Source organism: Streptomyces sp. CA-288835, from assembly GCF_050936385.1.
In the GTDB taxonomy this organism is placed as follows: Bacteria; Actinomycetota; Actinomycetes; order Streptomycetales; family Streptomycetaceae; genus Streptomyces.
This window is the reverse complement of sequence record NZ_JBNJMW010000001.1, coordinates 1886107-1906422: the sequence shown is the minus strand read 5'-3', so window position 1 is coordinate 1906422 and position 20316 is coordinate 1886107. Positions and strand designations below refer to the sequence as shown.

Here is a 20316-nt window from a genome sequence, read left to right as displayed (position 1 = left end):
GCCTACCGCGGGTGGGTGGGTGCCTACCGGGGTGGGGGGTGACAGTCGTGTCGCGGCTGCGGGTGTGTCGTGGCTGGTCGCGCAGTTCCCCGCGCCCCTGGCGGGCGCCCCTGAAGGGGCGCACCCAGCCCCCTTGCTAGCGCTGCGCCCTTGGCTCTGTCTGCAGTATGTGACATGGTACTGGGGTGAGTATGGCGCTGACCTGCGATGTTGTTGTCGTTGGGGCTGGGATAGTGGGGGCCGCCTGTGCCCTTTACTCGGCTCGGGCTGGGCTTCGTGTTGTTCTTGTTGATCGTGGGGCCGTGAGCGGGGGGACTACGGGGGCCGGTGAGGGGAATCTACTCGTTTCTGACAAGGAGCCTGGGCCTGAGCTTGAACTTGCTCTGTTGTCGGGGCGGTTGTGGGGTGACCTCGCTGGTGAGTCGGGTGTGGGTGAGGCTGTTGAGTACGACCTCAAGGGTGGGCTTGTTGTTGCCTCCTCGGCGGAGGGGCTTGTGGCTCTGGAACGGCTTGCTGATGGGCAGCGGGCGGCCGGGGTCGAGGGCGTGGCGGTTGAAGCTGGTCAACTCCACGATGTAGAGCCGAAGTTGGCTAAGGGGCTCGCGGGTGGGGTGCTGTATCCGCAGGATGCCCAGGTCATGCCTACCCTCGCCGCTGCCCATGTCGTACGGCTTGCGCGTGCTGCGGGGGCCTCGTTGCGGACGGGGTGTGCGGTCACCGAAGTGTTGCGTACGGGGGCGGGGGCCGTGCGGGGAGTGCGTACCTCTGAGGGGGAGATTCATGCGCCCGCCGTCGTGAACGCTGCCGGGACCTGGGGCGGGGAGCTGGCCGCGCTTGCCGGTACCTCACTGCCCGTCCTGCCCCGGCGCGGCTTCGTTCTCGTCACCGAGCCGTTGCCGCCTCGTACCGTGCGGCACAAGGTGTACGCCGCTGACTATGTGGCCGACGTGGCCAGTGACTCGGCGGCGTTGCAGACCTCGCCGGTGGTCGAAGGGACGGCCGCCGGGCCGGTGTTGATCGGGTCCAGCCGGGAACGGGTCGGGTTCGACCGGGCCTTCTCGCTGCCGGTCGCGCGGGCGCTGGCGGCGGGGGCCACGCGGTTGTTTCCGTTCCTGGAGGGGGTGCGGGCGATGCGCGCTTACCTCGGGTTTCGTCCGTACATGCCCGACCATCTGCCCGCGATCGGGCCGGATGCTCGGGTGCCCGGGCTTTTCCATGCGTGCGGGCACGAGGGGGCTGGGATCGGACTCTCTACAGGGACGGGGCATCTGATCGCCCAGGTGCTGAGCGAGAAGAGTCCGGATCTCGACCTCACTCCGTTCCGTCCTGATCGATTCCCTGAGGAGGGCCTGTGAGAGCTCCAAGGACTTCGCTGGAACTGGTGGGGGCACGGCCCGGTCCTGCCTTCAGCGTCGCCTTCGATGATCAGGAGATCACCGTCCTGCCGGGGCAGACGATCGCCGCCGCGCTCTGGGCGGCGGGCATCACCTCGTGGCGTACGACCCGAGGGAGCGGTGAGCCCCGCGGTGTCTTCTGCGGGATCGGGGTCTGCTTCGACTGTCTGGTGACCGTCAACGGGCGGGCGAATCAACGCGCTTGTCTGGTGCGGGCGGAGGCCGGCGATGTGATCCGTACGCAGGAAGGGACCGGCCATCGTGGGCACCATGGCTGAGGGGCCGCACCTCGCGGTGGTTGGGGCGGGGCCTGCGGGGCTCGCTGCCGCGCTTGCCGCTGCCGCGCGGGGTGTACGTGTGAGTCTGATCGACTCCGCAGGGGAGGCGGGCGGGCAGTTCTACCGGCAGCCTGCCGCGGCGCTCGGCGCTCGGCGGCCCCAGGTGCTGCACCATCAGTGGCGTACCTGGGAACGGCTGTGTGATGGCCTTGCGGCGCACGTCGCGGAGGGCCGCGTTGCGCATCTGACGGACCACCATGTGTGGTTCGTGGAGCGGCAGTCCGACGGCTTTACCGTGCACGCTCTCCTCGGTCCCGAGCAGGAGCAGCCCGTCGCCGTTCGTGCCGATGGCGTGCTGCTTGCCACCGGGGGGTACGAGAAGGTCCTGCCGTTCCCCGGGTGGACCCTCCCCGGAGTGGTCACCGCGGGTGGGGCGCAGGCCATGCTCAAGGGTGGGCTCGTGTTGCCGGGGCGTACGGCCGTGGTGGCCGGGACCGGGCCGCTGCTGATGCCGGTGGCGGCCGGGCTCGCGGCGGCCGGGGCGGAGGTTGCCGCGCTCGTCGAGGCCGCCGATCCCCGGGCTCTCGCGCGGCAGGCCAGGGCGCTGGTCGGCCATCCCGCCAAGCTTGCCGAAGGCGCCCGGTACGCCGTCGAGTTGGCCCGGCGGCGGGTGAGGGTCCACGTCCGCCACACCGTCGTCGCTGCGCACGGCAGTGGGCGGGTCGAGGCCGTGACCGTCGCCGCTCTCGACGGTGACGGGCGGGTCCGGCCCGGCACCGAGCGGCGTATCGCCTGCGACGCCCTCGCCGTCGGGCACGGCATGCTGCCGCACACCGACCTCGCTGAGGCGCTCGGCTGCCGGCTCGACGGGACGGCCGTCGCCGTCGACGACGAGCAGCGGACCGATGTGCCGGGTGTCTGGGCGGCCGGGGAGACCACCGGGATCGGCGGCGCCGTACTGTCGCTCGCCGAGGGGAGAATCGCCGGACTCACGATCGCCGCCCGGCTCAACTCCCGTACGCCCGACGCGCGTTCGTACGAGGCTGCCGCCAAGGCCCGTAACACGCTGCGGGAGTTCTTCGCTGTCCTCGACACCGTCTACGCACCGCCCGCCCACTGGACCGAGCAGGTCACCGACGACACCGTCGTCTGCCGCTGCGAGGAGGTGCCCGCCTCCGCGATCCGGGAGGCCGCGGGTGAGTTGGGCGCCGGTGACGTACGGACCGTGAAGCTGCTGACTCGGGCCGGGATGGGCTGGTGTCAGGGGCGGATGTGCGGACCGGCGGTGGCGGGGCTCGCGGGGTGCGAGTTCCAGCCCTCGCGGCGGCCGTTCGCCCGGCCCGTACCGCTCGGCGTGCTGGCACGGGCCGGGGGCACCGGCTCCGCAGACGACACCAGCGACATGGACGACGACACAGACCACCAGTGACATGTCACCTTCTATCGACCTATCGACCCGACCGGATGGGACCGCTCATGACCGACACCCCCGAGACCCCTGACACCGCGGACGCACCCGACACCTCCGTCACCGAGAACCGCCCCTGGCGCGGCGTCCTCGTAGCCACCGCCCTGCCCCTCGACGACGATCTCTCCGTGAACTACGACAAGTTCGCCGAGCACTGCGCCTGGCTCGTCGCGAACGGCTGTGACGGCGTCGTACCGAACGGCTCCCTCGGCGAGTACCAGGTGCTCACCCCGGAGGAGCGCGCCAAGGTCGTCGAGACGGCCGTCGCCGCGATCGGCGGGGAGCGCGTGATGCCCGGGGTCGCCGCCTACGGGTCCGCCGAGTCCCGCCGCTGGGCCGAGCAGGCGCGCGACGCCGGCTGCCGTGCGGTGATGCTGCTGCCGCCCAACGCCTACCGCGCCGACGAACGCTCGGTCCTCGCCCACTACGCCGAGGTCGCGCAGGCGGGGCTGCCCATCGTGGCGTACAACAACCCCATCGACACCAAGGTGGACCTCGTACCGGAACTGCTCGCGAAGCTGCACGGCGAGGGCTACATCCAGGGGGTCAAGGAGTTCTCCGGCGATGTGCGGCGCGCCTACCGGCTGGCCGAACTCGCCCCCGAACTCGACCTGTTGATCGGTGCCGACGATGTGCTGGTCGAGCTGGCGATCGCGGGCGCGAAGGGCTGGGTGGCCGGTTATCCGAACGCGCTGCCCCGAGCCAGCGTCGATCTCTACCGCGCCGCGGTGGCGGGTGACCTAGACACCGCGTTGCCCCTCTACCGGCAGTTGCACCCGCTGCTGCGCTGGGACTCGAAGGTCGAGTTCGTGCAGGCCATCAAGCTGTCCATGGATATCGCCGGGCGGCACGGCGGATCCGTACGCCCTCCGCGCGTCCCGCTCCTGCCCGAACAGGAGGCCGCTGTACGCGCGGCCACCGAGAAGGCCCTCGCCGCCGGACTCGCGTAACGGAGGATCGACACACATGCGCAGCAAACTCGTCCTGCACGCCGTCGACTCGCACACCGAGGGCATGCCGACCCGGGTGATCACCGGCGGCATCGGCACCATCCCGGGCGCGACCATGAACGAGCGGCGCCTGTACTTCCGTGAACACCGCGACGACATCAAGCAGTTGCTGATGAACGAGCCGCGCGGGCACTCCGCGATGAGCGGCGCGATCCTTCAGCCGCCCACCCGCCCCGACTGCGACTACGGGGTCGTCTATATCGAGGTCTCCGGCTATCTGCCCATGTGCGGGCACGGCACGATCGGCGTGGCGACCGTGCTCGTCGAGACCGGCATGGTGGAGGTCGTCGAACCCGTCACCACGATCCGCCTCGACACCCCGGCCGGACTCGTCGTCGCCGAAGTCGCCGTGGAGGACGGGGCCGCGAAGGCCGTCACCCTCCAGAACGTGCCGTCGTACGCCGTCGGCCTCGACCGCAAGGTCACCCTCGCCGACGGGCGGACGGTGACCTACGACCTGGCGTACGGCGGGAACTTCTACGCGATCCTGCCGATCGACCAACTCGGCCTGCCCTTCGACCGGGCCCGCAAGGACGACATCCTCGCCGCGGGTCTCGCCCTGATGGACGCCATCAACGCGTCGGAGGAGCCCGTCCACCCCGAGGATCCCTCCATCCACGGCTGCCACCACGTCCACTTCGTCGCCCCGGGCTCCGACGCCCGGCACTCGCGGCACGCGATGGCGATCCACCCCGGCTGGTTCGACCGTTCGCCCTGCGGTACGGGGACCAGCGCGCGCATGGCGCAGTTGCACGCGCGTGGTGAACTCCCGCTGCACACCGAGTTCGTGAACGAGTCCTTCATCGGCACGCGGTTCACCGGCCGGCTCCTCGGGACCACCGAGGTCGCCGGGATCCCGGCCGTTTTGCCCAGTTTCACCGGCCGTGCCTGGGTGACCGGCACCGCCCAGTACCTGCTCGACCCGTCCGACCCGTTCCCGGCCGGGTTCGTCCTCTGAACCTCCCTATCAGGCCTGCATTTCTCGCAAGGAGACCCCCGATGCCCGCCCAGCGCACCAGCGCCCCCGCCTTGCCGACTCTGGGGGGACAGAAGCGCAACTACCGCGAGCGCGTCGCCGACGCCCTGCGCGCCGCGCTGATCGCCGGGGAACTGCGGCCCGGCGAGGTCTACTCCGCGCCGACCCTCGCCGCCCGCTTCGGCGTCTCGGCGACACCGGTACGGGAGGCCATGCTCGACCTGGTCAGGGAGGGCCTGGTCGACACCGTGCCGAACAAGGGCTTCAGGGTCACCGCCGTCTCCGAGAAGCAGCTGGACGAATACACCCACATCCGCTCCCTCATCGAGATCCCCACAACAGCAGGTCTCGCCACCACCGGCGACCCCATCGCCCTGGAGGCCCTGCGCCCCACCGCCCAGGAGATCGTCACGGCAGCCGCGGTCGGCGACCTCATCGCATACGTCGAGGCAGACATCCGCTTCCACCTCGGTCTGCTCGCACTAGCCGGCAACGACCACCTGGTCGAGGTGGTACGCGACCTCCGCAAACGCTCCCGCCTTTACGGCCTGCACGCACTCGTTGAGGCGGGCCGCCTGGAGGACTCCGCGCAGGAGCACCTGGAGATCCTCGACGCGCTCATCGCCCGCGACGAGGAGGCGGTACGCGCGGTGATGACGCGGCATCTCGGGCACGTACGGGGCCTGTGGGCAGCCGGATGACCGCGGGATGAGACCGCACCGGGCAAAGGCGTCCGCGGAGCCCGCCCGAGTCACCGCTCTGGCCTGCGCTTACACTGAGTCACAAGGGACGTTCGTGACATACCGGAACCACCGTGCGCTATCGGCGGATGCTCGTACCGACCCTCGCCCTGCTCTTCGTATTGGTGCCCGCGATCTCCGCGCGGGCCCGGGGTGAGGCAGTCCCGCGCGGCCCCACGTTCGGTGCACGCGCTCTGCAGGCGCTGATCGACGGGATCCAGTTCGGGGTCATCATCGCGATCACGTCGGTCGGACTCTCGCTGATCTTCGGCACCATCCACTTGATCAACTTCGCGCACGGCGAGTTCGTCACGATGGGAGCCACCTTCGCGTTCTTCCTCAACGTCTCCGCGGCCGGGCCGGGCTGGCACCTGATTCCCGCCGCCCTTGCCGCGGTGGTCTTCGGCGCTCTGCTTGGCGGGGCCGTCGATCGCGGCATCTGGCGCCCGCTGCGGGCCCGGGGCACCGGGCTGATCAACATGTTCATCGTCACCATCGGGCTCTCACTGGTGCTGCGGCATGTCGTGCTCGTGCTGTACGGAACCCGGCCCGCCTCCTACGCGCAGTACGACATCCAGAGCACGATCGACCTGGGGCCGGCCGGCATCACCCCACGGGACCTCACGGTCACCCTGCTCGCCGTGCTGGTGCTGCTCGGCATTGCCGCGCTCCTGCAGAAGACCCGGATCGGTACGGCTGTCCGAGCCGTCTCCGCCAACAGGGACCTCGCGGAGGCGTCGGGCATCGACGTGCAGCGGGTGGTGCTGTTCGTGTGGATGCTCGCCGGCGGACTGGCCGCACTCGGCGGGGTCTTCTTCGGCCTGGTCGAGATCGTCACCTGGGACATGGGCTTCAAGCTTCTGCTGCTCATGTTCGCCGGGGTCATCCTGGGAGGTCTCGGCTCCGCCTACGGCGCGATGGTCGGCAGCCTCGTCATCGGCATCGTCGCCCAGATGTCCACCCTGTGGTTCCCGGTCGACCTGCAGTACGCCTGGGCGCTGCTCGTTCTCATCCTCGTCCTCCTCGTCCGGCCGCAGGGCATCCTCGGCCGGGCCGAACGTGTCGGGTGAGGGGGCGCGCCATGGACTTCTCGGCCATCGTCTCCGACGCCCTGCGCTCCGGCATCGGCCCCATCGCCGCCGTCTACGCCCTCGCCGCGATGGGACTGAACCTGCACTTCGGCTACACGGGGCTTCTCAACTTCGGCCAGGTCGGATTCATGCTGGTCGGCGGCTACGGGCTCGCCATCACGGTGGCGACGTACAACGGCCCCATGTGGCTCGGTGTCCTGGGCGGCATCGCCTGCGCGATCGTGCTGGCCCTGCTGCTCGGCCTGCCCACTCTGCGGCTGCGCGCCGACTACCTCGCGATCACCACGATCGCGGCGGGGGAGACGCTACGGCTGTTCTACCGCTCCAGCTGGGCCGAGCCCGTCACCGGTGGGGTGTTCGGGCTGCAGAGGTTCGCGAACGACTTCTACGCACTCAACCCGATAGAGCCCGGCACATACGGCCCGTGGCTGGTCAGGTTCAGCTCCCGCGATCTCTGGGTGATGATCGTCGCATGGGCGCTGGTGCTCGTGGTCGGACTGCTACTCGCCCTGCTGATCCACAGCCCGTGGGGCCGTGTCATCCGGTCGATCCGTGAGGACGAGGTCGCCACGCGCAGCCTCGGCAAGAACGTCTACGCGTACAAGATGCAGAGCCTCGTGCTGGGCGGCGTCATCGGGGCGGTCGCGGGCATGATGCAGGCGATCCAGGTGCAGTCCGTGAACCCGGACAACTACGATCCGGGCGTCACGTTCTTCCTGTACACGCTGCTCGTCCTCGGAGGTGCCGGGCGGATCCTCGGGCCGGTCGTCGGCTCGATCCTGTTCTGGTTCGTCCTCAGCTTCCTCGACAGCGCGCTCCGCCAGGCCATCAGCGCCGAGTACATCTCGCCGGACCTCATCAGCACGTCGGAGGTCGGCGCGGTGCGCTTCGCGCTGGTCGGCATCGCCCTGATCCTGCTGGTCGCGTTCCGGCCGCAGGGCATTCTCGGCAGCCGGAAGGAGATGCTGCTCAGTGGCCGCTGACGCAGGCGTACCCAACGCCGGCCGGCTCTCCGCGATCGTTCCCGAGCCGGGGGTACGCAAGCCCGACCCTCTGCTGGTCATGGACCAGGTGACCCGTACCTTCGGCGGCCTCGTCGCCGTGCGGGTGGAGCACCTGGAGGTGCAGCGGGGGGCCATTTCAGCGCTCATCGGGCCCAACGGCGCCGGCAAGACCACGTTGTTCAATGTGGTGAGTGGATTCGACCGGGCCGACGGCGGCCGGTGGTCCTTCGACGGACAGCGGCTCACCGGCGCCCCGGCGCACCGGGTGGCGCGGCGAGGACTGGTCCGTACGTTCCAGCTCACCAGGACGCTCGCCCGGCTCACCGTGCTGGAGAACATGCTGCTCGCGGCGCCCGGGCAACGCGGCGAGCGGGCGCTGCCCGCGCTGCTGCGACCGCTGTGGCACGGGCAGGAGCGGGAGCTCGAGCGCCGGGCCGACGAACTGCTGGACCGGTTCCGGCTCGGGCCCCTGCGCGACGACCATGCCGGCACGCTCTCCGGTGGTCAGCGCAAGCTGCTGGAACTGGCCCGCGCGCTGATGACCCGGCCGGTCATGCTCCTGCTCGACGAGCCGATGGCCGGGGTGAACCCCGCGCTGACCCAGTCGCTGCTCGGACACATCACGCGGTTGCGGGACGAGGGGCTGACGGTGTGCTTCGTCGAGCACGACATGGACGTGGTGATGGGCATCAGCGACTGGGTGGCCGTCATGGCCGACGGCCGCCTCGTGGCCGAAGGCCCACCGCACACGATCAGCCGGAACGCCGCCGTCGTGGACGCCTACCTGGGCAAACGGCACGACGAACCGCAGGCGACCGGGCAGAAGGAAAAGGGGAACGGGGAGGAAAAGCGGAACGGGAAGGAGAGGGAGGAGTAGCGATGTCCGCCGAAGAGCAGGCACCGGTGCTGGCGGCCGACGACATCGTCGCCGGCTACGTCCCCGGTGTCGACGTGCTGCGCGGATGCAGCATCGAGGTGCGGCCGGGCGAGGTGGTCGGAGTGATCGGCCCCAACGGCGCCGGCAAGTCGACGCTCGTCAAGGCCGTCTTCGGGCTGCTGCGGGCGCGCGGCGGGACCGTGCGACTGCGCGGCGAGGACGTCACCAACCGGCCCGCGCACGAACTGGTCCGGTGGGGCGTGGGCTACGTACCGCAGCTGCAGAACGTGTTCCCCACGCTGACCGTCGAGGAGAATCTGAGGATGGGCGTCTATCTGCGGCCCAGGAACTACGCGCGCCGGACCGCGGAGGTGGAGGAGCTCTTCCCCGTGCTGGCCGACCGCCGGAAGCAGAAGGCCGACGCGATGTCCGGCGGCGAACGTCAGATGCTGGCGATGGCGCGCGCGCTGATGATGGAGCCGCAGCTGCTACTGCTCGACGAGCCGTCGGCCGGCCTGTCACCGCTCCATCAGGACCATGTCTTCGACCGGTGCAGAATGATCAACAGCGCGGGCGTCGCCGTCCTCATGGTGGAGCAGAACGCTCGCAAGTGCCTGCAGTTCTGCGACCGCGGCTACGTCCTCGACCAGGGCCGCAACGCGTACACCGGTGCCGGTGCAGCGCTGCTGCACGACGAGAAGGTGATCGAGCTCTACCTCGGCACGCTCGCCCGCGCCCGTTGACTCCTGTCCCTGTCGCTCCTGCCTGTCGCTCCTCCAGGTCAATCCTGTGCCTTGCTGGTCTCGGTACGCAGGGTCTGCAGCCGTCCTTCGTCGTCGTAGCCGTACACCTCGATCGTCGCCTGGCCGGGTTCCCCCTTGTCGGTGAAGTTGAGCGGACCGCTCACACCCTGGTAGTCGATGTCCTTGCCGTCGGCGATCAGCTCCTTGCAGGCGGCGAACGAGTTGCACTTCTCGCCGCCCTTGGTGACCCCGTTCATCTCCTTCACGTACTCGCCCGGATCGTCGGACTCCGCCTTCTCGGCGGCGAGCGCGATCGTCGTCACGCAGTCGAACGCCTGCGGTGCGAACTGAAGCTCCTTCAGCTCGGGCGCGAACTTCTTCAGGTCGTTCACGTACTGCTCGTTCTCCGCCGATGCCGGCGCAGTCCCCTTCATCCCGGAGAGCCGCTCCGGCTGGCCCGGGGAGACCAGCGAGGCCAGCTCCTCGCTGCGCAGTCCGTCGGCGCCGTAGACACCGATCCGGTCGGGCCCGAGTCCGTTCTCGATCATGCCTTGCAGGATCTGGGTGCCTTCCTCGAACGCGATCACCACGGCGGCCTCCGGCCTGGAGTTCTCTATCTGCTGGACGACCTGGTCGAAGTTGCTCGCCTTCGGGTCGTACGTCTCGGCCAGCGTCACCGTCACACCGCGGTCCTCGAGTGTCTCCCGCGTGGCCTCCATGAGGCCGCGCCCGTAGTCGTCCGCCCGTGCGACCAGGGCCACCCGGTCGTGGCCGTCCTCGCGGACGACGTCCGCCAGGATGGGCCCCTGCAAGGCGTCGCTCGGGGCGGTACGGAAGTAGAACCCGTCGTCCTCGTAGTCGGTGAAGGTGGGCGCGGTGTTCGCCGCGGAACACTGCACGACGCCCGCTCCGGTCACCCGGTCGATGAACGCCAGCGACATGCCGGAAGCCGCGGCGCCGACGATCGCGTCCACGCCTGCCGCGAGGACCCGGTCGGCCGACTGTGCGGCAACGGCCTCCTGGCCCGCCTCGTCACTGGAAACCACAGCCGGCACGGGCTTGCCCAGGACCCCGCCGGCGTCGTTGATCGTCTCTATCGCGAACTTCAACGATTCGATCTGCGGCGGGCCGAGGTAGGCCAGCTGTCCCGTCTCCGGCAGGACGTAGCCGAACTGGAGCTCACCATCGCCCGGGTCGGCCTGGGCGGTACCCGTCGTGCCGCAGACGGCTATCACCAGAGCAGCTGCGCTTGTGACGATCGCGGACCGCCGTATCGACGCTTTCATCTCCGCCTCCGCTCGTTACAGGCGGCGGTGGTCGACAGGCCGGCCATCGCCCGCCATCTGTACATGAGGGTAGAACTCATTGCGGAGGTCTGAGAAGTGTGGATTGTCAGGGTTTGCGAGTGGGGCGGGAACCGGAGCTGAGCTCCTCCTCATTCCTGGCCGGTTTCGGGTCCGGCGCGTAACGTGACGCAGATGAAGATCCTCATCAGCGCCGACATGGAGGGAGCCACCGGCGTGACCTGGCCGGCCGATGTGCTGCCGGGGACGGCTGAGTGGGAGCGGTGCCGGGGGATGTTCACCTCGGATGTGAATGCCGCCGTGCTCGGGTTCTTCGATGGGGGTGCCGACGACGTTCTCATCAATGAGGCGCACTGGACCATGCGCAATCTGCTGCTCGAGCGGCTGGACGAGCGGGCGCAGATGCTGACCGGGCGGCACAAGGCGCTGTCGATGGTGGAGGGCGTGCAGCACGGGGACGTCGACGGCATCGCGTTCGTCGGGTATCACGCGGGGGCGGGCATGGAGGGGGTGCTCGCCCACACCTATCTCGCGAACTCGATCACCGGCGTGTGGATCAATGACGTACGCGCCAGTGAGGGGCTGCTCAACGCGCATGTCGTCGCCGAATACGGCGTCCCCGTCGTCCTCGTCACCGGCGATGACGTGGCCTGTGAGGACGCGCTCGGTTATGCGCCCGAGGCGTTGAAGGTCGCCGTCAAGGACCATGTCTCGCGGTATGCCGCGGTGTGCCGGACGCCCGCGCGGACCGCGGCCGACATCCGGGCGGCGGCCAAGGAGGCGGTCGGGCTCGCCGTGCGGTACGAGCCCGTGCGGGGCGATTCGTTCACGGTGGCGATCGAGTTCGATGCCGAGCATCTGGCCCTGGCGGCCACCGTCGTGCCGGGTGTCGCTCAGATCGGGGAACGGAAAGTCGCGTACACCAGCGAGACGATGTACCGGTGCATCCGTACCTTCAAGGCGGTCACCACGATCGTCTCGGCCGCCGTGGAGGAGCAGTATGGCTGACCAGCAGGCACTGGACGAGGTCGTGGAGTTCACCTCCGACCTCATCCGTATCGACACGACCAACCGTGGGGGCGGGGACTGCCAGGAGCGGCCCGCCGCCGAGTACGCCGCCGCGCGGCTCGCCGAGGCGGGCCTGGAGCCGACGCTGCTGGAGCGCACGAAGGGGCGTACGAACGTCGTCGCACGCCTCGAAGGCAGCGACCCGTCCGCCGAAGCGCTGCTCGTCCACGGTCATCTGGACGTGGTCCCCGCGCAGGCCGGGGACTGGAGCGTGCACCCGTTCTCCGGGGAGGTCCGGGACGGGGTCGTCTGGGGGCGGGGCGCGGTCGACATGAAGAACATGGACGCGATGATCCTCGCGGTCGTACGACAGTGGGCGCGTGACGGCGTACGACCCCGCCGTGACCTCGTCATCGCCTTCACCGCCGACGAGGAGGCGAGCGCCGAGGACGGCTCGGGCTTTCTCGCGGACCAGCACCGGGAGCTTTTCGACGGGTGCACCGAGGGCATCAGCGAGTCCGGGGCGTTCACCTTCCACGACGGTGCCGGGCGGGAGCTGTATCCCCTCGCGGCCGGGGAGCGCGGTACCGGCTGGTTGAAGCTCACCGCTCGTGGCCGGGCCGGGCACGGTTCCAAGGTCAACCGGGAGAACGCGGTCACGCGTCTCGCCGCCGCCATCACGCGGATCGGCGCGTACGAGTGGCCGCTGCGGCTGACGCCGACCGTCCGCGCGGCCCTCACCGAACTCGCCGCGCTGTACGGCATCGAGCCCGACCTGGAGGACGTGGACGGGCTGCTGGACAAGCTCGGCCCGGCGGCGAAGCTCGTCGAGGCCACCGTCCGCAACAGCGCCAACCCGACCATGCTGAACGCCGGTTACAAGGTCAATGTGATCCCGGGGGAGGCCGTCGCGTACGTCGACGGACGCTATCTCCCCGGCCACGAGGCCGAGTTCCGCGCGACGCTCGACGAACTCACCGGGCCGGACGTGGAGTGGGAGTTCCACCACCGCGAGGTGGCCCTCCAGGCGCCGCTGGACTCACCGACGTACGCGAGGATGCGCGCCGCCGTCGAGGAGTTCGCGCCCGAGGGGCATGTCGTGCCGTACTGCATGTCGGGCGGCACGGACGCCAAGCAGTTCTCGCGCCTCGGCATCACCGGATACGGGTTCACTCCGCTGAAGCTCCCCGAGGGTTACGACTACCAGGCCATGTTCCACGGCGTCGACGAACGCGTACCGATCGAGGCGTTGCACTTCGGCGTCCGGGTACTCGACCGCTTCCTACGCGCGGCCTAGCCGCCGGCTAAATGGGGGACATCGTGCAGACCCTGGCCTACGGTTCCTGGCCCTCGCCCATCGACGCGTCGCTCGCCGCCGCGCACGACGGGCATCCCGAGTACGTCGGTTTCGTCGGGGACGAGGCCTGGTGGACCGAGCCTCGGCCCAACGAGGGCGGTCGCCGCACGCTGGTGCGCCGGCGTGCCGACGGCAGCGAGGAGTCGGTGCTGCCCGCTCCGTGGAACGTTCGTAGCCGTGTCATCGAGTACGGCGGACAGCCCTGGACCGGCACGATGCTCGACACCGGCCCGCTGATCGTCTTCGTCAACTTCATCGACCAGCGGCTGTACGTGTATGAGGGCGGTGAGCCGCGTCCCCTCACACCCGTCTCGCTCGTGGGCGGCGGACTGCGCTGGGTGGACCCGCAGTTGCACCTGGAGCGGGGCGAAGTCTGGTGCGTACTCGAGGAGTTCACGGGGGACGGGCCCACCGACGTACGCCGCGTCGTGGCCGCCGTGCCGCTGGACGGCTCGGCGGAGCAGGACCTGGACGCCGTACGCGAACTCACCGACGACCGGCACCAGTTCGTCACCGGCCCCCGCGTCTCGCCCGACGGACGGCGGGCCGCCTGGCTCGCCTGGGACCATCCGCGGATGCCGTGGGACGGTACGGAACTGATGCTCGCCGACGTGGCCGGCGACGGGACCCTCCACGGCGCCCGGCGGGCCGCGGGCGGTCCCGACGAGTCGATCGCCCAGGTCGACTGGGCCGCCGACGGCTCCCTTCTCTACTCCAGCGACCGCACCGGCTGGTGGAACCTCTACCGCGACGGCGAACCCCTCTGCCCGCGCGAGGAGGAGTTCGGCGGCCCACTGTGGAAGATCGGCCGGCGCTGGTTCGCACCCCTGGCGGATGGACTGATCGCCGTCGTGCACGGACGCGGCGCCACGGCGCTGGGCATCCTCGACCCGGAGACCGGCGAGGTCGTCGACACGGCCGGACCCTGGACCGAGTTCGCGTCCAACCTCGCGGCGAACGGCAGCCGCGTCCTCGGCATCGCGGCCAGCCCGCGCAGCGCGTACGAGGTCGTCGAACTCGACGCCCACACCTGCCGCGCCCACGTCATCGGCGACGCCCACGACGACCCCGTGGACCCCACGTACTACCCCGAGCCACAGATCCGCACCTTCAACGGCCCCGCCGGACGCGAGATCCACGCCCACATCTATCCGCCGCACCACCCCGCCTGCATCGCCCCCGGCGACGAACTCCCGCCCTACGTCGTCTGGGCCCACGGCGGCCCCACCGACCGCGCCCCACTCGTACTCGACCTGCAGATCGCCTACTTCACCTCCCGCGGCATCGGTGTGGCCGAGGTCAACTACGGCGGATCCACCGGCCACGGCCGCGCGTACCGCAACCGGCTGCGCGAGCAGTGGGGCGTCGTCGACGTCGAGGACTGCGCGGCCGTAGCGCTCGCGCTCGCCGACGAGGGCACCGCGGACCGCGACCGGCTCGCCATCCGGGGCGGCAGCGCGGGCGGCTGGACCGCGGCCACGTCCCTGACGAGCACCGACGTCTACGCCTGCGGAACCATCCTCTACCCGATCCTCGACCTCGCCGGCTGGAGCGCCGAAGGGACGCACGACTTCGAGTCCCAGTACCTGGAAACCCTCGTCGGACCCTTCGCCGAGGTACCCGGCCGGTACGCCGAACGCTCACCCACCGAGCACGCCGACCGCATCACCGCCCCGTTCCTGCTCCTCCAGGGCCTCGACGACGTCGTCTGCCCTCCCGCCCAGTGCGAACGGTTCCTGGCCCGGATGGAGGCGGAGGGCCGGCGGGTGCCACACGCGTACATCGCATTCGAAGGCGAGGGCCACGGCTTCAGGCGCGCGGACACGATGGTGCGCGTCCTGGAGTCCGAACTCTCCCTGTACGCCCAGGTCTTCGGCCTCAATCCAGCGGGCATCCCCACCCTGGAGCTGACCAAGTGAAGACCCTCGTACGGCCCCGGAGACTGGCGCCCGGCGCCCGTGTCGCCGTCGTCGCGCCCAGCGGTCCGGTTCCCGAGGAGCGGCTGGAGTCGGGGATCGACATCCTGCGCGGCTGGGACCTCGATCCGGTTGTGGGGGCTCATGTCCTCGACCGGAACCCGGAGTTCGCGTACCTGGCGGGCACGGATGCCGACCGGGCCGCCGACTTCCAGTCCGCCTGGTGCGATCCGTCCGTGGGGGCGGTGCTGTGCGCCCGCGGCGGCTACGGGGTGCAGCGCATGGTCGACCTCCTCGACTGGGACGCGCTGCGGGCCGCGGGCCCCAAGGTGCTCCTGGGCTTCAGCGACATCACCGCGCTGCATGAGGCGTTCGCGACACGGATCGGGCTCGTGACCCTGCACGGGCCGATGGTCGCGGGTGTCGACTTCCTGAAGAACGCGCGGGCACAGGAGCATCTGCGGGCGACGCTCTTCGAGCCGGAGTCCGTGCAGACCATCGCCTCCGGCGGCAGGGCGCTGGTGCCGGGCCGAGCACGAGGCGTCGTCCTCGGCGGTTGCCTGTGCCTGCTCGCCGCCGACCTGGGTACGCCCCACGCCCGTCCGTCGGCGCGCGGGGGCTTGCTCTGTCTCGAGGACGTCGGCGAGGAGACGTACCGCCTCGACCGCTACCTCACCCAACTCCTGCGCGCGGGTTGGCTCGAGGGCGCCACCGGGATCCTGCTCGGCTCCTGGGAGGAGTGCGCGCCGTACGCCGAGGTACGAGCCCTGCTGATGGACCGCCTCGGCGGCCTGGGCATCCCGATCACGGAGGAATTCGGCTTCGGCCACGGCGAGGGCGCGCTGACGATCCCGTTCGGGGTACGAGCGGAGCTGGACGCGGAGAGGGGAAGCCTGACCCTGGAGGAACCAGCACTGCTCTAGTGCCGGAGGTACCAGCACCTCTATAGCGCGCGGTCAGTACAAGTAGGGGCGCGGGGCTGTGACATTTGCGGCTCCGCCGCGTGGGCGCGACAAGCCACATCGAACCCGCAGCCGCCAAACCACAGAACCTCCCGAGCTCTCCGAACCCCAAACCCAGCGGAGGGCTACGGTTGAAACGTGGGCCAAACGAACCGCTACCTCGCCGAAGGCACCGTCGTAGGGATACGCCACTACCGCTACGACGACGCCGTAGAGTTCACATCCCGCGCGCGCGAAAGCAAAGCCCTGCACCACCCGTGGCTCTTCCCACCCACCGGCACAGCCGCCTACACCGCGTACGCGAAACGCCTCCTCGAGGACCCCACGAAGACCGGCTTCCTCGTCTGCGAGACGGACGGCGGTGGCATCTCCGGGTTCATCAACATCAACAACATCGTCGAGGGCGCCTTCCTCAACGGCGCCCTCGGCTACGGCGCCTTCGCCCACGCCGCAGGCCGCGGCCTGATGACCGAGGGCCTCGACCTGGTCGTACGGTACGCGTTCGGCAGACTCGGCCTGCACCGGCTGGAGATCAACGTCCAGCCGGACAACGCCGCTTCGATCGCCCTCGCCCGCCGCTGTGGCTTCCGCCTCGAGGGCTTCTCGCCGGACTTCCTCTTCATAGACGGCGACTGGCGGGACCACGAACGCTGGGCCATCACCGCGGATGTGGTGCGACGGTGAGCCCGATACGCAACCTCGTCATCCTGGACGCCCCGTCCAACCTCGGCCTTCGGCCACCGGCCCCGGGAACGGTGCCGGGCTGCTACAAGCTCGCCGGCGCCCTGCGCGAGCAGCGGATCGTGCAGCGGCTGCGGGCGATGGAGGGCGGGGTGGTCGTACCGCCGCGTTACGACCGGGGCGACTGGCAGGAGGGCGACGGCGTCTTCAACGCCGCCGCGATCGCCGCGTACACCCGCAAGCTCGCCGACCGCATCGAGCACCACGTACGCGCCGGGGACCTGCCGGTCGTCCTCGGCGGCGACTGCTCCATCCAGCTCGGCGCCTCGCTCGCGCTGCGCCGCATCGGGCGGTTCGGGCTGGCGGCCGTGGACGGCTCCGCGGACTTCCGGCATCCGGGGAACTCCGAGCGGATCGGTGCCGCGGGCGGGGAGGAACTCGCGCTCGGCACGGGGCGCGGGCAGGAGGACCTGACCAATCTGGAGGGCCTCAAGCCCTACCTCAAGGACGAGGACGTACGGCTCTTCGGCATTCGCGACTACGACGAGGAGCGTGCCGAACTCGCCGCGCTGAAGATCCCCACGGTGACCGTCGGTGATCTGCGGGAGTGGGGCGCCGATGCCCTGGCGCGGGCGACGGTCCAGTCGTTCGAGGCGCCGCATGTGGGCGGGTTCTGGGTGCACCTCGACGCCGACGTCCTCGATCCGTCCGTCATGCCCGCCGTCGACAGCCCCGACCCCGACGGACTGCTGCCCGACGAACTCGTCGCGCTGCTGCGCCCGTTGGTGAACTCCCCGCACTGCGTCGGCTTCAACGTCACCATCTACGACCCCGACCTGGACCCCGAGGGAACGGCGGGCGCGCTGCTCGCCGACATCGTGGCCGCGGCCTTCACGGACGCCCCGCTCTGACTCCTGTCTCCTGACTCCTGTGTGAACCGGGCGGCCCTTGGGAACCCGGTGATCCCGCACGTCGGGAAGGAGGCGGATCCCATGAACACCAGGCCGCACGATCCCGGGGCCGACCCCGAGGACGAGGGCATGCCGGACATGCAGGACGGTACGCCCGAGCAGCAGGAGTCCAGTGATCCGCAGCAGCTGCCCGTGGCCGGTGACGAGCCGACGATCGCCGAGGAGCGGGACACCACCGTGAACGAGGTGATCGAACGCGAAACGCTCGACGAGCGGCTCGCGGACGAGGAACCCGAGGTCGATGCCGAGGGTGAACCGGGGTTGCCCGAGGAGCCGGCCGGGCTGCTCTACGACGAGCCGGACCCGGATCTGCCGCGCAACCAGGACGTCTACGCCCAGGAGGGCACGACCCGAGGGCTCTCGGCCGAGGAGGACGCGATGCGGATCAGGGACGAGGAGGACTTCGGGGAGGACGAGCTGACCTGAGGGCCGGCCGCTACGCGGGTGCGTTCCGGTCCGCGTACTCGTACACCGTGCCGTCCGGGTGCAGCGCGATCAGGTTGCGGCCCGCCGGAGTGGCCACGGGGCCCGCGAGGACCTGTGCGCCCGAGTCGGTGAGGACCTGACGGGCTTCGTCGACGTCCTTCACGGCGATGGTCGCCGCGACCTTCCTCAGCACCTCCAGTTCGGCCTCCGGCCCGCTCATCAGCAGGAAGCAGCCGACCGCGGCGACCGAGACACCGCCGCGCTCGAAGCGCATCGCTCTGCCGCCCGCGAGCTTCTCGTAGAAGGGGACCGTAGCGTCCAGGTCTTCGACGCAGATGCGCAGCGTGGCTCCCAGAATCTCCATGGCGACGAGCCTAGTTGGGGCAGGCCGGGAACGAGATCGTTTCGGCCGGATCCCGGGCGGCGTGGCGGATGCCGGGCGGCGTTACGGCCGCGGGGGCGCGGGTACCCGGCCGCCATGAACCGCATCGATCACCTGGAACACCTGGACAAGCATCTGGTCGACGAACTGGCGCAGGTGGCCCGGGACGCCGTACGCGACGAACTGCGTGAGCAGACGCGCAAACAGCGCCGCGCCGCCGCCCTGTACGCCGCGTCCGGCGCCGTCGCGCTCTACGCGGGCGCCGCGCTGGCCCTGACCCTTGGGCTGCTGCTCGCGCTCGGCCTGCCGGACTGGGCGGCCGCACTGATCACCGCCGCCGTGCTCGGCGCGGTGGCGTACGTGCTGCGGGGCGCGGCCAGGCCCTCGGCCAACCAGCCGTCGGCCTCCCAGCCCTCGGGCACTCAGCCCATCCCGGAGCAGGCCGCCGCGGACCACGGTGAGCGTGGGGTCGTCGGGCCTGCGACGCCTGCCGCGCCCGGCTCGTCCGCGTACCCGCCGGTGCCGCCCGTCGCGCCCGGCGGCGTGGGCGGAGCGACCGGCGCACCCGGTGCGGGGGCGCCGCCGCCCACGCCCACGCAGGGCGGGCCCGCGGATCCCGAAGCACCGCACCACCGGGGCCGGTGAGCCGTGGCGCGCCGCAGAGCAGTCGTGGTGACCGGAGCCAGCGGCGGCGTCGGCCGGGCCACGGCACGGGCCTTCGCCGCCCGCGGCGACCGGGTGGCCCTGCTCGCCCGGGGCCGCGACGGTCTTGCCGCCGCGGCGGACGAGGTGACCCAAGCCGGCGGTGAGGCGCTCGTCGTCTCCGTCGACGTCGCCGACGCCAAGGCCGTGGACGACGCCGCCCAGAGGGTCATTGACGCCTTCGGCAAGATCGACATCTGGGTCAACAACGCCTTCGCCGGGGTCTACGCGCCCTTCACCGAGATCACGCCCGACGAGTTCCGCCGGGTCACCGAAGTGACGTACTTGGGCTATGTGTTCGGCACCCGCGCCGCGTTGCGGCACATGCTGCCGCGCGACCGGGGCGCGATCGTGCAGGTCGGCTCGGCACTCGCGTATCGCGGGATTCCGCTGCAGTCCGCGTACTGCGGGGCCAAGCACGCCATCCAGGGCTTCAACGAGTCCGTGCGCTGCGAGCTGCTGCACGAGGGCTCGCGGGTGCGGACGACCATGGTGCAGCTGCCCGCGGTCAACACCCCCCAGTTCGACTGGGTGTTGAGCCGCATGCCGAGCCGGGTCCGTCCGGTCGCGCCCATCTACCAGCCGGAGGTCGCCGCCCGCGCCATCGTGCACGCGGCCGGGCATCCGCGGCGCCGCGAGTACTGGGTGGGCGGCTCGACGGTCGCCACGCTGGTGGCCAACGCCGTAGCCCCCGGTCTCCTCGACCGCTATCTGGCCCGTACGGGGTTCGCTGCCCAGCAGGAAGCCGGGCGGGAACGAGAAGAGGCGGCCCGTTACGCCCGTTACGACGGCCACGGCAACCTGTGGACTCCGGCGGACGGGCCGCATGGTCACGACTACGGGGCGCATGGGCGCTTCGACGGCGAGTCGTTGCCGGGGAGTTCGCAGGAGTGGGTTTCGCGGAATCGGGGGCGGATGGGGGCGGGGCTGGCCGTAGGCGGGGCACTGGCGGTTGCCGCACGGCTCAAGCGCAAGCCCCTTGCCGAACAGCTCAGGCGTAAACGCCGAGTCCGCTGAGTCACGACC

At 70.4% G+C, this 20316-nt stretch carries 21 protein-coding genes; 19 read left to right on the top strand and 2 right to left on the bottom strand.

Annotated elements, in window-relative coordinates:
* Positions 1-185: 185 nt before the first annotated feature.
* The 10 genes from ACQEVY_RS08685 to ACQEVY_RS08640 all read left to right on the top strand — a co-directional run bounded on the left by ACQEVY_RS08685 (position 186) and on the right by ACQEVY_RS08640 (position 9581).
* Entirely contained in the window at positions 186-1355 is a 1170-nt protein-coding gene (locus tag ACQEVY_RS08685; protein WP_432946507.1) for an NAD(P)/FAD-dependent oxidoreductase, read from the top strand.
* Entirely contained in the window at positions 1352-1672 is a 321-nt protein-coding gene (locus ACQEVY_RS08680; RefSeq protein WP_432946505.1) for a (2Fe-2S)-binding protein, read from the top strand. The genes ACQEVY_RS08685 and ACQEVY_RS08680 overlap by 4 nt, the downstream gene beginning before the upstream one ends.
* Positions 1665-3101 carry an FAD-dependent oxidoreductase gene (locus ACQEVY_RS08675; protein WP_432946503.1) on the top strand — a complete coding sequence of 479 codons (1437 nt, stop codon included), beginning with the start codon at positions 1665-1667 and terminating at the stop codon, positions 3099-3101. Before ACQEVY_RS08680 ends, ACQEVY_RS08675 begins: the two co-directional genes overlap by 8 nt.
* A 47-nt stretch (positions 3102-3148) precedes the next feature.
* Positions 3149-4090, top strand: a complete 942-nt coding sequence (locus ACQEVY_RS08670; protein ID WP_432946501.1) for a dihydrodipicolinate synthase family protein — start codon at positions 3149-3151, stop codon at positions 4088-4090.
* Between the two features lie 16 nt (positions 4091-4106).
* Positions 4107-5108, top strand: coding sequence for a proline racemase family protein (locus ACQEVY_RS08665; RefSeq protein ID WP_432946499.1), 1002 nt, complete (start codon positions 4107-4109; stop codon positions 5106-5108).
* 41 nt (positions 5109-5149) lie between these two features.
* Entirely contained in the window at positions 5150-5827 is a 678-nt protein-coding gene (locus tag ACQEVY_RS08660) for a GntR family transcriptional regulator (RefSeq protein WP_432946497.1), read from the top strand.
* Positions 5828-5940: 113 nt separating this feature from the next.
* Positions 5941-6936, top strand: a complete 996-nt coding sequence (locus tag ACQEVY_RS08655) for a branched-chain amino acid ABC transporter permease (protein ID WP_432946495.1) — start codon at positions 5941-5943, stop codon at positions 6934-6936.
* A gap of 11 nt (positions 6937-6947) precedes the next feature.
* A complete protein-coding gene (locus ACQEVY_RS08650) occupies positions 6948-7940 on the top strand; it encodes a branched-chain amino acid ABC transporter permease (protein WP_432946493.1) in 993 nt (330 codons plus the stop codon).
* Positions 7930-8838, top strand: a complete 909-nt coding sequence (locus ACQEVY_RS08645) for an ABC transporter ATP-binding protein (protein WP_432946491.1) — start codon at positions 7930-7932, stop codon at positions 8836-8838. The genes ACQEVY_RS08650 and ACQEVY_RS08645 overlap by 11 nt, the downstream gene beginning before the upstream one ends.
* A 2-nt stretch (positions 8839-8840) precedes the next feature.
* On the top strand, positions 8841-9581 hold the full coding sequence (locus ACQEVY_RS08640; protein WP_432946489.1) for an ABC transporter ATP-binding protein: 741 nt from the start codon (positions 8841-8843) through the stop codon (positions 9579-9581).
* 38 nt (positions 9582-9619) lie between these two features.
* Here the strand turns inward: ACQEVY_RS08640 and ACQEVY_RS08635 are convergent, their stop codons facing one another.
* Entirely contained in the window at positions 9620-10867 is a 1248-nt protein-coding gene (locus ACQEVY_RS08635; protein ID WP_432946487.1) for an ABC transporter substrate-binding protein, read from the bottom strand.
* Between the two features lie 192 nt (positions 10868-11059).
* Here ACQEVY_RS08635 and ACQEVY_RS08630 point away from each other — a divergent pair, with 192 nt between their 5' ends.
* From ACQEVY_RS08630 to ACQEVY_RS08600, 7 genes are all read left to right on the top strand, one after another.
* Positions 11060-11893 carry a M55 family metallopeptidase gene (locus tag ACQEVY_RS08630; RefSeq protein ID WP_432946485.1) on the top strand — a complete coding sequence of 278 codons (834 nt, stop codon included), beginning with the start codon at positions 11060-11062 and terminating at the stop codon, positions 11891-11893.
* Positions 11886-13190: a M20/M25/M40 family metallo-hydrolase gene (locus tag ACQEVY_RS08625; RefSeq protein WP_432946483.1), complete on the top strand. Its 1305-nt coding sequence runs from the start codon at positions 11886-11888 to the stop codon at positions 13188-13190. Before ACQEVY_RS08630 ends, ACQEVY_RS08625 begins: the two co-directional genes overlap by 8 nt.
* Before the next feature lie 11 nt (positions 13191-13201).
* Positions 13202-15169 (top strand): prolyl oligopeptidase family serine peptidase, encoded by a 1968-nt coding sequence (locus ACQEVY_RS08620; RefSeq protein WP_432946481.1) that lies wholly within the window; start codon positions 13202-13204, stop codon positions 15167-15169.
* On the top strand, positions 15166-16089 hold the full coding sequence (locus ACQEVY_RS08615; protein WP_432946479.1) for a S66 peptidase family protein: 924 nt from the start codon (positions 15166-15168) through the stop codon (positions 16087-16089). The genes ACQEVY_RS08620 and ACQEVY_RS08615 overlap by 4 nt, the downstream gene beginning before the upstream one ends.
* A gap of 177 nt (positions 16090-16266) precedes the next feature.
* A complete protein-coding gene (locus ACQEVY_RS08610; protein WP_432946477.1) occupies positions 16267-16812 on the top strand; it encodes a GNAT family N-acetyltransferase in 546 nt (181 codons plus the stop codon).
* Positions 16813-16817: 5 nt separating this feature from the next.
* The gene (locus ACQEVY_RS08605) at positions 16818-17720 is read left to right on the top strand and encodes an arginase family protein (protein WP_432955120.1); all 903 of its coding nucleotides are present in this window, start codon (positions 16818-16820) and stop codon (positions 17718-17720) included.
* A gap of 81 nt (positions 17721-17801) precedes the next feature.
* Complete coding sequence (locus ACQEVY_RS08600) at positions 17802-18206, top strand: DUF5709 domain-containing protein (RefSeq protein ID WP_432946475.1); 405 nt, start codon at positions 17802-17804, stop codon at positions 18204-18206.
* Positions 18207-18216: 10 nt separating this feature from the next.
* On the opposite strand, the gene ACQEVY_RS08595 is transcribed toward ACQEVY_RS08600, so the two are convergent.
* Positions 18217-18570, bottom strand: a complete 354-nt coding sequence (locus ACQEVY_RS08595; RefSeq protein WP_165344395.1) for a VOC family protein — start codon at positions 18568-18570, stop codon at positions 18217-18219.
* Positions 18571-18684: 114 nt separating this feature from the next.
* On the opposite strand from ACQEVY_RS08595, the gene ACQEVY_RS08590 reads away from it, so the two are divergent.
* Both ACQEVY_RS08590 and ACQEVY_RS08585 read left to right on the top strand, forming a co-directional pair.
* The gene (locus ACQEVY_RS08590) at positions 18685-19233 is read left to right on the top strand and encodes a phage holin family protein (protein ID WP_432946472.1); all 549 of its coding nucleotides are present in this window, start codon (positions 18685-18687) and stop codon (positions 19231-19233) included.
* Between the two features lie 3 nt (positions 19234-19236).
* Positions 19237-20307 carry an SDR family oxidoreductase gene (locus tag ACQEVY_RS08585; RefSeq protein ID WP_432946470.1) on the top strand — a complete coding sequence of 357 codons (1071 nt, stop codon included), beginning with the start codon at positions 19237-19239 and terminating at the stop codon, positions 20305-20307.
* The last annotated feature ends 9 nt before the right edge of the window (positions 20308-20316 follow it).